Origin of the sequence: Streptomyces tardus (genome assembly GCF_018101125.2) — a bacterium.
Classification (GTDB): Bacteria; Actinomycetota; Actinomycetes; order Streptomycetales; family Streptomycetaceae; genus Streptomyces; species Streptomyces tardus.
Map to the genome: position 1 here is coordinate 2,151,507 of NZ_JAELVF020000001.1, position 14,322 is coordinate 2,165,828.

A 14,322-nucleotide genomic window follows, 5' to 3' on the forward strand; every position below is an offset into this window, starting at 1 on the left:
CGTTTCACGTGAAACGGGCTGCCGCGCCACGCGGCAGCCCGTTCGCCGTAGTCGCCGCGTCCCGCCCGTCCCGCACGCAGCGCGCCCCGGCAGGGGTTCGCGCCAGGCAACGAGGCTGAGCGGCCTCCAACCAGGCACACACCGCCACACAGGCGGCCTCCGTACAGACGAGCGCCGCGCGGATCACCTCCGCACGGCGCTCGTGCACTTCGCTCAGAACGCTTCTCCGAGAACCGTTCCTACTCTTCGTCCTCGCTCTCGGGCCCGGGGAGTTGGTCGAGGACCTTCCCCTCGCCGGGCGCCATCTGCGTCAGGATGCGCTCCAGATCCTCCATCGAGGCGAACTCGACGACGATCTTTCCCTTCTTCTGACCCAGATCGACCTTCACCCGCGTCTCGTAGCGGTCGGACAGCCGACCCGCGAGCTGGTCCAGCGAAGGCGAGATGCGCTTTCCCGCCCGCGGCTTCCGCGGACGCTTCCTGGCACTCTCCGAACCCATCAGGGTCACGATCTCCTCGACCGCGCGCACCGAGAGCCCTTCGGCGACGATGCGGTGAGCCAGCCGATCCTGCTCCTCCGCGTCGTCCACGGAGAGCAGCGCCCGAGCGTGGCCGGCCGAGAGCACACCCGCCGCGACCCTGCGCTGCACCGGCGGCGAAAGCCGCAGCAGGCGGAGCGTGTTGGAGACCTGCGGACGCGAACGCCCGATGCGGTCCGCCAACTGGTCGTGCGTACAGCTGAAGTCCTTCAGCAGCTGGTCGTAGGCCGCGGCCTCCTCGAGCGGGTTGAGCTGTGCCCGGTGCAGATTCTCCAGCAGGGCGTCCAGGAGGAGCTTGTCGTCCTCGGTCGCCCGTACGATCGCGGGGATCTTCTCCAGCCCCGCCTCGCGGCAGGCCCGCCAACGTCGCTCACCCATGATGAGCTCGTAGGAGTCACCGCCCAGCCGGCGGAGCACGACCGGCTGGAGAAGACCGACCTCCTGGATGGAGGTCACCAGCTCCGCCAGCGCGTCCTCGTCGAAGACCTCCCGCGGCTGACGCGGGTTGGGGCTGATCGCGTCGATCGGCACCTCGGCGAAGTAGGCGCCCGCCACCGCGTCGGACGCCGCGCCCGAGTCGCCGTCGTTCTGCGCCGGCACCGTACCGCCTGTCCCGCGCTCGCCGGTGGTGGTGGCCTCCTCCGCCCGGCCGCCGGACTTGGCCGAGCCACCGCCCGCAGCGCCGCCCTTGCCTGCGACCACCTTCGCCGCAGCCACGCCACGGTCCGAACCGAGCACACCTGCCGCCGTGTTGCCGCCCCTGACGCCGGTCTGCCCTCCGGCGGAGTCATCCGTCTTGGGAGCGGCAGGGATCAGCGCGCCGAGCCCGCGGCCCAACCCTCTCCGTCGATCACTCACTGCTTGCCCTCCACCGTGCTGTGCTGTTCCTGGTGCGGGTGAGCTCCCCGCAGAGCGATCTCCCGCGCGGCCTCCAGGTACGAGAGCGCACCACTGGAACCCGGGTCGTACGTCAGAACGGTCTGGCCGTAGCTGGGCGCCTCGGAAATCCGTACCGAACGGGGGATGTTGGTCCGCAGCACCTCGTTGCTGAAGTGGCTGCGGACCTCCTCTGCCACCTGCGACGCCAGCCGGGTCCGACCGTCGTACATGGTGAGCAGAATGGTCGAGATGTGGAGCGTCGGATTGAGGTGGCCCTTCACCAGGTCGACGTTCCGCAGCAGCTGCCCGAGTCCTTCCAGCGCGTAGTACTCGCACTGGATCGGGATGACGACCTCCGCACCCGCCACCAAGGCGTTGACCGTCAGCAGGCCGAGCGACGGCGGGCAGTCGATGAGCACGTAGTCCAGGGGCTGTTCGTACGCGCTGAGCGCACGCTGGAGGCGGCTCTCTCGTGCGACCAGGGAGACCAACTCGATCTCGGCGCCCGCCAGATCGATGGTCGCCGGGGCACAGAACAGACCCTCGACGTCCTTGACCGGCTGAACCACCTCGGAGAGGGGCCTGCTGTCGACCAACACGTCGTAGATCGAGGGCACATCGGAGTGGTGGTCGATACCCAGAGCCGTCGAGGCGTTGCCCTGCGGGTCGAGGTCGACGACCAGCACACGCGCGCCGTGCAGAGCGAGCGAAGCCGCCAGGTTCACGGTCGAAGTGGTCTTGCCGACGCCACCCTTCTGGTTGGCGACGACCATGACCCGCGTCTCCTCGGGTCTGGGAAGACCCTCGCCGGCAGCGCGGGTCATCGCCTCGACAGCCTGCTGCGCGGCACGACCGACGGGGGCGTCGTCCATCGGAGGCGGCGTTTCCCGAGTTTCACGTGAAACATCCGCCAGTTCGGAACGGGGACCGGGGACCGGCTCGGCCATCGGTCCCGCAAAGTTGGCGTCGGACCGCAACGGTTCACTCTCCTCGCAAGGCGCGTTGACAGTCTCAAAGCCTGCCATGCCTTCGGGGTTCTGAACCACAGAGCCCCGCTTACCTGTGGACAACCTATCCGTTGTCGACGGAGCAGCGGGGCTCTGGTTGTGCTTACGGTCGCGAGGAGCGGCAGCCGCACGACCACGACTGATGATTCCCTGAAGCAGAGAGCGACGTTTCACGTGAAACACGATGCACCTGGGCCGCACAACGTACGCAGCGACACTCCGCACCGCACCGCCACGACGGTGGCTTGGAGCACAAGCCCCTCACCATACGGCTCAGCGCGCCGGCTCCGACACCCCCGAACCCCGCGCCGGACTCGACGGCCCGGGGTCAGCGGGTGAGGTGTCAGCGGGTACGACGTCGACGGGTGGCACGTCCGACCCGGGCGGCCCTGGCGCGCTTCGCGGCGAAACGGACGCCACCGGGGCTCTCGCCCACCTCGGCTCGTACGACCGTGGAGAGCGGGTCCACCACACCGTCGCCGACCTGCACGATGGAGGTCTCCACCACGCCGAGCTTCTGCAACGCCGCGCGGGCGCCCAGCAGTTCCTCCTCCGCGGTGTCACCCTTGATCGCCAGCATCTCGCCGTACGGGCGCAGCAGCGGTACGCCCCAGCCGGCCAGCCGGTCCAGCGGCGCCACCGCGCGGGCGGTGACGACATGCACCGGCTCCAGCGAGCCGAGCACTTCCTCCGCCCGGCCGCGCGCGACCGTCACATGGTCCAGGCCCAGCAACTCGACGACCTCCCGCAGAAAGGTCGTACGACGCAGCAGCGGCTCCAGCAGCGTGATCTGAAGGTCCGGACGCACCAACGCCAGTGGGATGCCCGGCAGTCCGGCGCCCGAGCCGACATCGCAGACCGTGACGCCTTCCGGCACCACTTCGGAGAGCACCGCGCAGTTGAGCAGATGGCGCTCCCACAGCCGCGGGACCTCACGGGGTCCGATGAGACCGCGCTTGACGCCCGCCTCGGCAAGGAGCTCGCCGTAACGCTGTGCCTCGCCGAAGGACTCACCGAAGAACTCGCGCGCGACTTCAGGAGCGGCAGGCAGCTCCTGAAGTCGCGGCGTTCCGCTCTGCTCCGTCACGGAAGGACGACCACACAGCGGTTCGGCTCCTCGCCCTCGGACTCGCTCCGCAGGCCCTCGGCCGCGACCGCGTCGTGCACCACCTTGCGCTCGAAGGGGGTCATCGGCCTGAGCTTGACGGGCTCGCCCGCGGACTTCGCCTCTTCGACCGCCTTGGTGCCCAGCTCGGTGAGCTCCTCGCGCTTGCGCGCACGGTGGCCGGCGATGTCCAGCATCAGCCGGCTGCGGTCACCGGTCTCCCGGTGGACCGCGAGACGGGTCAGCTCCTGGAGCGCCTCCAGCACCTCGCCGTCGTGGCCCACGAGCTTCTGGAGGTCGCGGGTGTGGGCGTCGCTGATGATGGAGACCAGCGCCCGCTCGCCCTCGACGTCCATGTCGATATCGCCGTCCAGGTCTGCGATGTCGAGCAGACCCTCCAGATAGTCAGCCGCGATCTCACCCTCCTGCTCGAGTCGGGTCAGGGTGTCGGTGCCCTCAGCGGCCTCGGTGGTGTCGGTCACCGATGGACTCCTCACTTCTTGCTCTTCGCGGACTGCTTCTTCTTGCCGTGATTCGGGCGCTTGCCCTGCGCCTTGCCCTGGTGGGTCTTGCTCTGGGCGGGCTTCTTCTCTTCCGGCTTGCTCATCGAGACGGTGGAGTCACGCTGCGACTTCGACTGGCGCTTGGGCTGCGTACGAGTGGCCCGGGCGCGCTCGGCGGCTTCCTTGGCCTCGACCTCGGCCGGGTCGACCTTGATCTTCCCCTTGGCGATCAGCTTCTCCTGGCGCTGCTTGTAGGCGATCGAGCCAGGGGTGGGGTTGCGCTTGAGGACGTACATCTGCTGACCGAGCGTCCAGACGTTGGTGGTCAGCCAGTAGACGAGGACACCCACGGGGAAGTTGATGCCGAAGACGGCGAACATGACAGGGAAGACGTACATCAGGATCTTCTGCTGCTGCATGAACGGCGTCTTGACCGTGAGGTCGACGTTCTTCGTCATCATCTGCCGCTGTGTGTAGAACTGCGACAGCGACATCATCACGATCATGATGACCGTGACGACGCGGACCTCGGTCAGCGAGGCGCCGAGCTCAGCGAGCTTGTCCGCGGAGTCCATGAACTTCGTGGCGATCGGAGCGCCGAAGACGGTGGCCTCACGGGCACTCTCGACCTGGCCGGCGTCGAGAACGCCGACTTCCTTGTTCTGCGCGATCTTGTTGAGCACCTGGAAGAGCGCGATGAAGAACGGCGACTGCGCCAGAATTGGCAGACAGCTGGAGAGCGGGTTGGTGCCCGTCTCCTTGTACAGCTTCATCATCTCTTCGGACTGGCGCTGCTTGTCGCTCTTGTAGCGCTCCTGGATCGCCTTCATCTTCGGCTGGATCGCCTGCATGTTCCGCGTCGCCTTGATCTGCTTCACGAAGAGCGGGATCAGGGCGATACGGATGACGACGACCAGGAACACGATCGACAGTCCCCAGGCCCAACCACTGTCTTCGTGGAAGACCAGGCTGAACAGCGAGTGGAACTGGACGATGATCCAGGAAACTGCGATATAGAGAGGACCGAGGATCGTGTCCACGAATCAGGCTCCTTGGGCGTTGGACTGGGTCCGATGCTGCCAGCGGTTGCGAATCCGCTGATGCCAGACCGGGTGCTTCCGGGCAGGAACGTGGTCGACGCCGCCGGGCGACCACGGATTGCAGCGCAGGATGCGCCAGGCGGTCAGTGCCGTCCCTTTCACCGCTCCGTGCCGGTCGATCGACTGGTACCCGTAGTGCGAACACGATGGGTAGTACCGGCAGACCGGCCCGAGCATCGGGCTGATGGTCCACTGGTAGAGCTTGATCAACCCCAGCAGCGGGTACTTCACGACGGTGGCCCTCCAAGCAGCCGCTGCAACGCAGCGTCGAGATCCCGGGCCAGTTGCCTGTGGTCCGCTTCTCCCGCGCCGGGCAACGCCCGCACCACCACCAGGCTACCTGCGGGCACCGAGGCCAGCCGGTCGCGTATCAGGTGACGGAGGCGACGCTTGACGCGGTTGCGGACAACGGCGTTCCCCACGGCCTTGCTGACGACGAAACCCGCACGCGCGGGAGGAGTCGTGTCCCCGGGCGCGTGCGGGTTTCTACCGCTGCGTAGATGTACGACGAGTGACGGGCGTCCGGCTCGGCGCCCTCGCCGTACTGCGACCGCGAAGTCCTCGCGCCGCCTCAGCCGGTGCTCGGTAGGCAGCACGTCATGACCTGCGGGTCAGGCTGTCAGGCCGACAGGCGGGCGCGATTCTTGCCACGGCGCGACGCGATGATCGCGCGGCCGGCACGGGTCCGCATGCGCAGCCGGAAGCCGTGGGTCTTCGCGCGACGACGGTTGTTCGGCTGGAAGGTGCGCTTGCTCACTCGGGGGCTCCAGTAAAGACGTGCGTCTCGGTTGAGACGGAATGTGGGCGCCGAATGGCTGTCACCGTGCGCCCACGAGTAGCTCGCAACGCCCGAGTGCACCGCTTCGGATCCCAGTGGATCGTTGCCCATCGGAGGCAGGCGGCAGCAGCCATCGACAACTCGACCTCGATACGGTACGCGCGGCTACTCCATCCGGTCAAACCCGGCCAGGTGATCGCGAGCGCACCCATCGCCCGCCGGACTGTCCGACGTCGTCCGACGGTCCGGCAGTAGGGCTACACCGTACGTCAGGCGCCGACACCCCGTACCCGCAGGGGCGAGCCGGCACGGCACCTTTACACACACCCTGTGGACAACGACTTGAGGCGCCGCTGCCCGGCGCACTACCGTGACGTACTTCGCCCTGCTCCCGACCGTCCCGTGGGCCGCCCTCCGTCGAGCACCGACCGCACAGTCGGGCCCGTCGCCCGGGGCCACCACGGGTCACGCCGGGACAGCTGCGCGCGGCCCGCGCCGTGACAGACCCGACCAGCCGGACGAGACCCGACGGCACCGAACACAGCCAGAGCAAGAACCCGACGAGACCCGGCGAGGCCCTCAGCGGCTCCGGGAAGAAGCGTCCTCCCCCGAGTTGAGAGAAGCGTGCCCCGTGGCTGAACTGCCTGCCGATCTTGCCGCAGTGTGGCCGCGTGTGCTGGACCAGCTCCTCGACGAGGGGCAGGGCGTCGAGGCCAAGGACCAGCGGTGGCTGCGGGATTGCCAGCCCCTGGTCCTGGTCTCCGGTACGGCTCTGCTCGGCGTGCCCAACGAGTACGCCAAGGGGGTCCTCGAAGGACGTCTGGCGCCGATGATCACCGAAGCGCTCAGCCGCGAGTGCCAGCAGGCCATCCGGCTCGCGATCACCGTGACCGACCCGCTGCCCGCGCCCGCGCCGATTCCCGAGCCGCGCGCACAGCACCCCTCGGAAGCACGGCACACCTCGGAAGCACGGCACACCTCCGAGGCGCGGCACTCCCCGGACAGCCGCCACGCCTCCGAACCCCGTCACGCCGCGGAGGCCCGGCACACGCCCGAGTCGCGACAGCAGGGCTTCGATCCGGGCCGCGCCGAGGAAGGGCGCAGGCCCGAGGATTCCCAGCGCTACGAGGAACCGCACGGCTACGAGCAGCCGCAGCGCTACGACTCCCAGCCCGGCTACGAGAAGAGCGGCTACGAGCAGGGCGGCTACGAAGAGCAGAAGACCTACGAGGACCGGGAGTTGCCCACCGCGCGTGCCGCCTACCCGGACTACCCGCACGCCCCGCGACCGCAGCCCCGGCCCGAGCACCAGCCCGGGGCGTGGCCGCGCCGGGACGGCAGCTCCTGGCAGCCGCGCGAGGCCTACGGGCACCCGCCCCAGACGCACGCACCCGGCGGATACGACAACGGTTCGTACGGCGGGTACGAGGGCTACGAGAGCACGTACGAGAACTACGACGGGTACGAGGGCTACGACGCCCGCCCGCCCGGCCAGCGCTCGCACCCCGGTGGCGACCGGCCGGGCCCCGGCCACCAGGGTGGGGCCTCCGGGGCCGGGCGGCCGGGTCCGCCCGCCGGCGGCACCGGGGGCGCGATCGGCCACACCGGCTACGACCCGCACCCGGGCACGCACCCCGGCACCCGCCCCGGTCTCTCCCCCCAACGCTTCGACGAGGCACCGCAGTTGCCCGCGCCCAGCGGCGCACCCGGTCCGCTCGCCGCACAGCCGGCGCCGGCCACCGGCCCCGGCGAGCCGACCGCGCGGCTCAACCCGAAGTACCTCTTCGACACCTTCGTCATCGGGGCGTCCAACCGGTTTGCGCACGCCGCCGCCGTCGCGGTCGCCGAGGCACCGGCCAAGGCGTACAACCCGCTCTTCATCTACGGCGAGTCCGGGCTCGGCAAGACACACCTGCTGCACGCGATCGGCCACTACGCCCGCAGCCTCTACCCCGGTACGCGGGTGCGGTACGTGAGCTCTGAGGAGTTCACCAACGAGTTCATCAACTCGATCCGGGACGGCAAGGCCGACGCGTTCCGCAAGCGGTACCGCGACATGGACATCCTGCTCGTCGACGACATCCAGTTCCTCGCACAGAAGGAGTCGACACAGGAGGAGTTCTTCCACACCTTCAACACCCTGCACAACGCGAACAAGCAGATCGTCCTCTCCAGCGACCGCCCGCCGAAGCAGCTGATCACCCTGGAGGACAGGCTGCGCAACCGCTTCGAGTGGGGCCTTATCACCGACGTCCAGCCGCCCGAGCTGGAGACCAGGATCGCGATCCTGCGCAAGAAGGCGGTGCAGGAACAGCTCAACGCCCCGCCCGAGGTGCTGGAGTTCATCGCCTCGCGCATCTCCCGCAACATTCGCGAGCTGGAGGGCGCCCTGATCCGGGTGACCGCGTTCGCGAACCTCAACCGGCAGCCGGTGGACCTCGGGCTGACCGAGATCGTGCTCAAGGACCTCATCCCCGGCGGCGAGGACGCGACCCCGGAGATCACCGCTCCCGCGATCATGGCGGCCACCGCCGACTACTTCGGCCTGACCGTGGACGACCTCTGTGGATCCTCGCGCAGCCGAGTGCTGGTGACGGCTCGTCAGATCGCCATGTACCTCTGCCGGGAGCTGACCGATCTCTCGCTGCCGAAGATCGGCGGGCAGTTCGGCGGCCGGGACCACACGACCGTGATGCACGCGGACCGCAAGATCCGTGCCCTGATGGCGGAGCGTCGCTCCATCTACAACCAGGTCACCGAGCTGACCAACCGCATCAAGAACGGCTGACCGCCTGCGACTTGGGCGCCACCGCGACTTCGGTGGACCGGCGGCCGGCCCCGCCGGACGCCGGTGGGCGGACGCCGGTGGGCGGACGGTCGGGGCGTCGCCCGGTAGGCGGGCGGTCGAAGCGGCTCGGGAGGCGGTGGCCGTACTCCCTCCCCGGCGCGGTCCCGCCGAAGGCCCAGTGAGGCCCACGCCGGCAGCGCGCGACACCGCGACACCGCCTCGTGCCCGGGCTCTTCCGTGGCGCCGCCACTGGTGCCTGCCCCGCCATACCCCGCCCCGGACGGCAGCCACAGCCCTGTGCCGTGCCCGGCGCCCGTCACCCTTCCTCGGCTCCTCTCCCTGTGTCACCCCGTCGTGCATACGCCCGACGGGGCAGGGCTTCGCGGCGGGAACCACCGCACGGGCCGGGACACCTGCGCCCCGGCCCTCGGCGAGGCTCTCGGTGCGGCTCGCGGGTGCGGCTCGTGCCGCCGAGGGCTCCCCGCACGCGGATCCGGCGCCGGATCCCAGCAGCGCTCGTGCTCCGCGACGGGCCCCGGCGAAGCTTTCTCGCGACCTCCTGATGCGCGACGCGCACCTCCAACCGGGCTGAAGGGCCGCGATGCTGCCCGTTCGCAGAACTCGCAAACCATCTTATTCCACGCATATCCGCCAGCCGCAGCAAGCAAGCGGAAGGTCCGACGGCCTCGTCCGGCGTCTCCGAAGTGTTCGAATCCACAGCTCACAGGGGGTGTCATCCACAGAAACCCCCAGGGTTGGACTTCCACACCCTGGGGAGTACTCAGTTTTCCAGACTGCGTCCACATACAAGGCAGTTGAGGTAGCGTCATCGCAGGTCGGAGGGTTGTGGATTTGTGGAGCAAACTTGTCCACAGCCTGGGGAAACCTGAGAGCCCGTCAGGGCCCGCAGTCGGTTGTCCACTGCTCGCCCACAGGACGGGGCCGGTTGTCCCCAGCTTCTCCACACCTCTGTCCACTGTTCGGAAACCCAACTCGCCCTCTCACTGGTTCGAGTGAAGCGCGTCACACGGAACCGCGAGATTGATCTGTTGAGAACCGGGGTAATCCTGGGGACGGAGCTGTGGGCAAGTGCCGCTCACCTGTGTACGAGATGTGCACAACTTCCGGCTGTCCACAGAAACCCCTTGTTCATCCACCGGTCCGCCCACAGGCGACGTGGATAAAAAAGCGCCTCTGAGCTGCGAAAAGGCAGTTCTCCACCGTTTCCACAGCACCTACTACTGAGACCACATAGTTAGAGCTCAGAATTCGGTTTGAAGCAGGTCCTGTGCACAACTTGGGCTCGACAGGCTCGGCTCCCGCCTCGATGACTTGACCCCGAGCAGCAACAGGTGTCAGCGGTGTGCGTCAGACTGGTCCCCGGCAACCAGCAACAGCAGGAGGCGGCTGAAGGTGAAGATCCGGGTAGAGCGAGACGTCCTGGCGGAGGCGGTGGCATGGGCCGCCAAGAGCCTCCCTGCCCGCCCACCGGTCCCGGTACTCGCCGGACTGCTGCTCAAGGCGGAGGAGGGCTCGCTGAGCCTCTCCGGTTTCGACTACGAGGTCTCGGCACGGGTTTCGGTCGAGGCCGAGATCGAGGACGAGGGCACGGTCCTGGTCTCCGGCAAGCTGCTCGCCGACATCTGCCGGGCCCTGCCGAACCGTCCGGTGGAGATCTCCACAGACGGTGTACGGGTGACCGTCGTCTGCGGCTCGTCGCGCTTCACGCTCCACACCCTTCCGGTCGAGGAGTACCCCTCGCTGCCGGAGATGCCCATCGCGACCGGGACGGTGCCGGGCGAGGTCTTCGCCTCTGCCGTCCAGCAGGTGGCCATCGCCGCCGGCCGTGACGACACCCTGCCGGTGCTCACCGGCGTGCGGATCGAGATCGAGGGCGACACCGTCACCCTGGCCTCCACCGACCGCTACCGGTTCGCCGTCCGCGAGTTCCTGTGGAAGCCCGAGTCGGCGGACACCTCCGCCGTGGCCCTGGTGCCGGCAAAGACGCTGCTGGAGACCGCCAAGGCGCTCAGCAGCGGCGACCACGTCTCGCTGGCGCTCTCCGGCTCCGGCGCGGGCGAGGGCCTGATCGGTTTCGAGGGCGCGGGCCGCCGTACGACGACACGGCTGCTGGAGGGCGATCTGCCCAAGTACCGCACGCTGTTCCCGACCGAGTTCAACTCGGTGGCCGTGATCGAGACCGGCCCCTTCGAGGAGGCCGTCAAGCGTGTAGCCCTGGTCGCCGAGCGGAACACCCCGGTGCGGCTCAGCTTCGAGCAGGGCGTGCTGATTCTGGAGGCCGGCTCGAACGACGACGCACAGGCTGTGGAGCGGGTCGACGCCCAGCTCGACGGCGACGACATCTCGATCGCCTTCAACCCCGGCTTCCTGCTGGAGGGCCTCAAGGCCATCGAGTCGCCGGTCGCGCAGCTCTCGTTCACCACGTCGACCAAGCCCGCGCTGCTCGGTGGCAAGCCGGCCGTCGACGCGGAGGCGGACGACACGTACAAGTACCTGATCATGCCTGTCAGGTTGAGCGGCTGACTGCCCGTCCGAGCAGGGGTTTCACGCTGTTCGTATGAGCGGCGGAGCCCACAGACGTGCAGCGGGGGGCGGGCGTAGGCTCGTTCCGTCAGGCAGTACACAGGCGGTGCGGTTCTCGCCCGCCCGCGTGCGGTGCATCCCGTGCGTGGTGATCTTCAGAAAGGCCCGCTGATGGAGCTCGGTCTCATCGGTCTCGGCAAAATGGGCGGCAACATGCGCGAGCGCATTCGCCGCGCAGGCCACACCGTCGTGGGATTCGACCGCGACGCGGCGCTCGCCGACGTCCACAGCCTCAAGGAGCTGGTGGACTCGCTCAGCGGGCCGCGCGTGGTGTGGGTGATGGTGCCGGCCGGCGCCGCGACCCAGTCGACGATCGACGAGCTCGGCGAGCTGCTGGCCCCCGGCGATGTGGTGGTGGACGGCGGCAACTCCCGCTGGACGGACGACGAGAAGCACGCGCAGGAGCTGGCGGCCAAGGGCATCGGTTTCGTCGACTGCGGCGTCTCCGGCGGCGTCTGGGGCCTGGAGAACGGCTATGCGCTGATGTACGGCGGCGCGGCCGAGGACGTCGCCAAGGTGCAGCCGGTCTTCGACGCGCTCAAGCCCGAGGGCGAGTTCGGCGCGGTGCACGCCGGCAAGGTCGGCGCGGGCCACTTCGCGAAGATGGTCCACAACGGCATCGAGTACGCCATGATGCAGGCCTTCGCGGAGGGTTGGGAGCTGCTGGAGGCCGTCGACTCGGTGACCGATGTGCGGGAGGTCTTCCGGTCCTGGCAGGAGGGCACCGTCATCCGCTCCTGGCTGCTCGACCTCGCGGTGCGTGCGCTGGACGACGACGAGCACCTGCACGAGCTGCGCGGCTTCGCCCAGGACTCCGGCGAAGGCCGGTGGACGGTGGAGGCCGCCATCGACAACGCGGTGCCGCTGCCGGCCATCACCGCCTCCCTGTTCGCGCGCTTCGGCTCGCGCCAGGACGATTCGCCGCAGATGAAGATGATCGCCGCGCTGCGCAACCAGTTCGGCGGCCACGCGGTGGAGGGCAAGAAGTAGCCGACGGCGGGCAGTTGCCCGACGCGCGTTGTCCACAGAGTGTCAACAGCCCTGTGGATCAAGCAGGTTGACGATCAGAGCAGGCAGTGAGAGGCCGGGCGGGAGCGTTCCCGACGCCGGCTGTGGAAGGTGGGTGAACGGCGATGCACGTCACCCACCTCTCGCTTGCCGACTTCCGCTCCTATCCGGCCGTCGAGGTGGCGCTCTCCCCCGGCGTCACCGCTTTCGTCGGGCCCAACGGCCAGGGCAAGACCAACCTCGTGGAGGCCGTCGGCTACCTGGCCCATCTGGGCAGCCACCGGGTGTCGACGGACGCCCCGCTGGTGCGCCAGGGTGCGGAGCGCGCGGTGCTGCGCGCCTCGGTCGTCCAGGGCGAACGCCGCCAGCTGATCGAGCTGGAGCTCAACCCGGGCCGGGCCAACCGCGCCCGGATCAACCGCTCTTCGCAGGTCAAGCCCCGCGATGTGCTGGGCATCCTGAGCACCGTGCTGTTCGCGCCGGAGGACCTCAGCCTGGTCAAGGGCGACCCCGGTGAGCGGCGGCGTTTCCTCGACGAGCTGATGACCGCCCGCTCCCCGCGCATGGCGGGTGTGCGGGCCGACTACGACCGGGTGCTCAAGCAGCGCAACACCCTGCTGAAGACCGCGGCCATGGCCAGGCGGCACGGCGGACGCACCATGGACCTGTCCACCCTCGACGTCTGGGACCAGCATCTGGCCGCCGCCGGCGCCGAGTTGCTGGCCCAGCGGCTCCAACTGCTGCATGTGCTGGAGCCGTTGGTGGACAAGGCTTACGAGGAGCTGGCCCCGGGCGGTGGCCCGGCACGGCTGGCGTACCGCGGTTCCGGCGGTGAACTGCCGGGGGCCGCACTGCCCGGTGGCGCACAGCCCGGCAGTGACCGGGACGAGCTGACGCGTTGGCTGCTGGAGGCGCTGGCGGCGGCGCGCAAGCAGGAGATCGAGCGCGGCACGACCCTGGTCGGCCCGCACCGCGACGAACTCCTGCTGCGGCTGGGCGAGTTGCCCGCGAAGGGGTACGCGAGCCACGGCGAGTGCTGGTCGTACGCGCTGGCGCTGCGGCTGGCCTCGTACGACCTGCTGAGAGCGGAGGGGAACGAGCCGGTCCTGGTGCTGGACGACGTCTTCGCCGAGCTGGACAGCCGCCGGCGGGACCGCCTGGCAGAGCTGGTGGCGCCCGGTGAGCAGGTGCTGGTGACGGCGGCGGTCGCCGAGGACGTGCCCGGGGCCCTGGCGGGCGCCCGGTACGCGGTCGCCGGCGGGGAAGTGACGCCGGCGTGAGCACCGAGCGGGAGCCGCGGCCGGGCGCGGCTGCGTCGGGCCGAGGGCCGGGGCCGGCCGACGGGCCGTCCGGAGGCAGTGCGCCGAGTCCGTCCGGAGGCACGTCCGGGAGCAGTGCGGACGGAAGCAGCCCGTCCGACGGCGGCGCTTCCGACGGTGGTGCGGACGGGCCCTCGGACGGCGGGCGGCAGAGCACGCCGGTGGCGCCCCGCCACTCGGGGCTCGACCTCGCCCGGGTGGCGCTCCAGGCGGCCCGGGAGCGGGCGAAGGAGCGCGGCGCGGACGCCCGGCAGCGGCGCCAGGTGCGCGAGGGCGGCGGACCGCGCTCGGGAGCGCGCAGGGACGGCCGGGATCCGCTGCCGCTCGGGGTGGCGCTGGAGCGGCTGAAGGCCGAGCGCGGCTGGGAGATGCCGATGGCGGTCGGTGGGGTCGCCGGGCGCTGGGCGGAGATCGTTGGGGAGAAGAACGCGGAGCACTGGCAGCCCGACAAGTACGACGAGGAGAGTCGGGTGCTGGCGGTGCGCTGCGACGAGGCGGCGTGGGCCACGCAGCTGCGCCATATGGCCCCGGATCTCGTACGCCGCTTGAACCAGGAGCTGGGGCGGGGCACGGTGCGCGCCATCAAGGTGCTGCCGCCCGGCGGCGGGCCGCGTCGGTACGGGTCGCTGCGGGTGCCTGGCACCTCGCGTCGGGATGCCGACGGCTGGTGAGCGGCGGGCCGCCTCGGCCGG

11 protein-coding genes and 3 pseudogenes are annotated in these 14,322 nt (G+C 69.6%); 6 read left to right on the top strand and 8 right to left on the bottom strand.

Translation table 11 applies throughout. The features are described 5' to 3' along the window. Positions 1 to 239: 239 nt before the first annotated feature. The 8 genes and pseudogenes from JGS22_RS09235 to rpmH form a co-directional block, all read right to left on the bottom strand. Positions 240 to 1,397: a ParB/RepB/Spo0J family partition protein gene (locus JGS22_RS09235; protein ID WP_211041712.1), complete on the bottom strand. Its 1,158-nt coding sequence runs from the start codon at positions 1,395 to 1,397 to the stop codon at positions 240 to 242. Then, positions 1,394 to 2,443, bottom strand: a complete 1,050-nt coding sequence (locus JGS22_RS09240; RefSeq protein WP_308405586.1) for an AAA family ATPase — start codon at positions 2,441 to 2,443, stop codon at positions 1,394 to 1,396. The genes JGS22_RS09235 and JGS22_RS09240 overlap by 4 nt, the downstream gene beginning before the upstream one ends. 325 nt (positions 2,444 to 2,768) lie before the next feature. Continuing rightward, complete coding sequence (gene rsmG, locus JGS22_RS09245) at positions 2,769 to 3,512, bottom strand: 16S rRNA (guanine(527)-N(7))-methyltransferase RsmG (protein ID WP_211041711.1); 744 nt, start codon at positions 3,510 to 3,512, stop codon at positions 2,769 to 2,771. Next, positions 3,509 to 4,012, bottom strand: coding sequence for a Jag family protein (locus tag JGS22_RS09250; RefSeq protein ID WP_211041710.1), 504 nt, complete (start codon positions 4,010 to 4,012; stop codon positions 3,509 to 3,511). The genes rsmG and JGS22_RS09250 overlap by 4 nt, the downstream gene beginning before the upstream one ends. Positions 4,013 to 4,023: 11 nt before the next feature. Beyond that, a complete protein-coding gene (gene yidC, locus JGS22_RS09255; RefSeq protein ID WP_211041709.1) occupies positions 4,024 to 5,073 on the bottom strand; it encodes a membrane protein insertase YidC in 1,050 nt (349 codons plus the stop codon). Positions 5,074 to 5,118: 45 nt separating this feature from the next. Then, positions 5,119 to 5,364, bottom strand: a pseudogene (gene yidD, locus JGS22_RS09260) (membrane protein insertion efficiency factor YidD); the annotation flags it as partial. After that, on the bottom strand, positions 5,361 to 5,729 hold the full coding sequence (rnpA, locus tag JGS22_RS09265) for a ribonuclease P protein component (RefSeq protein ID WP_211041707.1): 369 nt from the start codon (positions 5,727 to 5,729) through the stop codon (positions 5,361 to 5,363). The gene rnpA and the pseudogene yidD, both read right to left, overlap by 4 nt. A 23-nt stretch (positions 5,730 to 5,752) precedes the next feature. Beyond that, the gene (rpmH, locus tag JGS22_RS09270; protein WP_211041706.1) at positions 5,753 to 5,890 is read right to left on the bottom strand and encodes a 50S ribosomal protein L34; all 138 of its coding nucleotides are present in this window, start codon (positions 5,888 to 5,890) and stop codon (positions 5,753 to 5,755) included. Positions 5,891 to 6,542: 652 nt separating this feature from the next. On the opposite strand from rpmH, the pseudogene JGS22_RS27590 reads away from it, so the two are divergent. From JGS22_RS27590 to JGS22_RS09295, 6 genes and pseudogenes are all read left to right on the top strand, one after another. Beyond that, positions 6,543 to 6,807, top strand: a pseudogene (locus JGS22_RS27590) (chromosomal replication initiator protein DnaA); the annotation flags it as partial. 344 nt (positions 6,808 to 7,151) lie between these two features. Continuing rightward, positions 7,152 to 8,699, top strand: a pseudogene (gene dnaA / locus JGS22_RS09275) (chromosomal replication initiator protein DnaA); the annotation flags it as partial. A 1,413-nt stretch (positions 8,700 to 10,112) separates the two neighbouring features. Then, a complete protein-coding gene (gene dnaN / locus JGS22_RS09280; RefSeq protein WP_211041719.1) occupies positions 10,113 to 11,243 on the top strand; it encodes a DNA polymerase III subunit beta in 1,131 nt (376 codons plus the stop codon). Positions 11,244 to 11,414: 171 nt separating this feature from the next. Continuing rightward, positions 11,415 to 12,293 carry a phosphogluconate dehydrogenase (NAD(+)-dependent, decarboxylating) gene (gnd, locus tag JGS22_RS09285; protein WP_211041732.1) on the top strand — a complete coding sequence of 293 codons (879 nt, stop codon included), beginning with the start codon at positions 11,415 to 11,417 and terminating at the stop codon, positions 12,291 to 12,293. 143 nt (positions 12,294 to 12,436) lie between these two features. Next, entirely contained in the window at positions 12,437 to 13,591 is a 1,155-nt protein-coding gene (recF, locus tag JGS22_RS09290) for a DNA replication/repair protein RecF (protein WP_211041720.1), read from the top strand. Positions 13,592 to 13,791: 200 nt separating this feature from the next. After that, on the top strand, positions 13,792 to 14,301 hold the full coding sequence (locus JGS22_RS09295) for a DciA family protein (RefSeq protein WP_308405587.1): 510 nt from the start codon (positions 13,792 to 13,794) through the stop codon (positions 14,299 to 14,301). Positions 14,302 to 14,322: the final 21 nt, after the last annotated feature.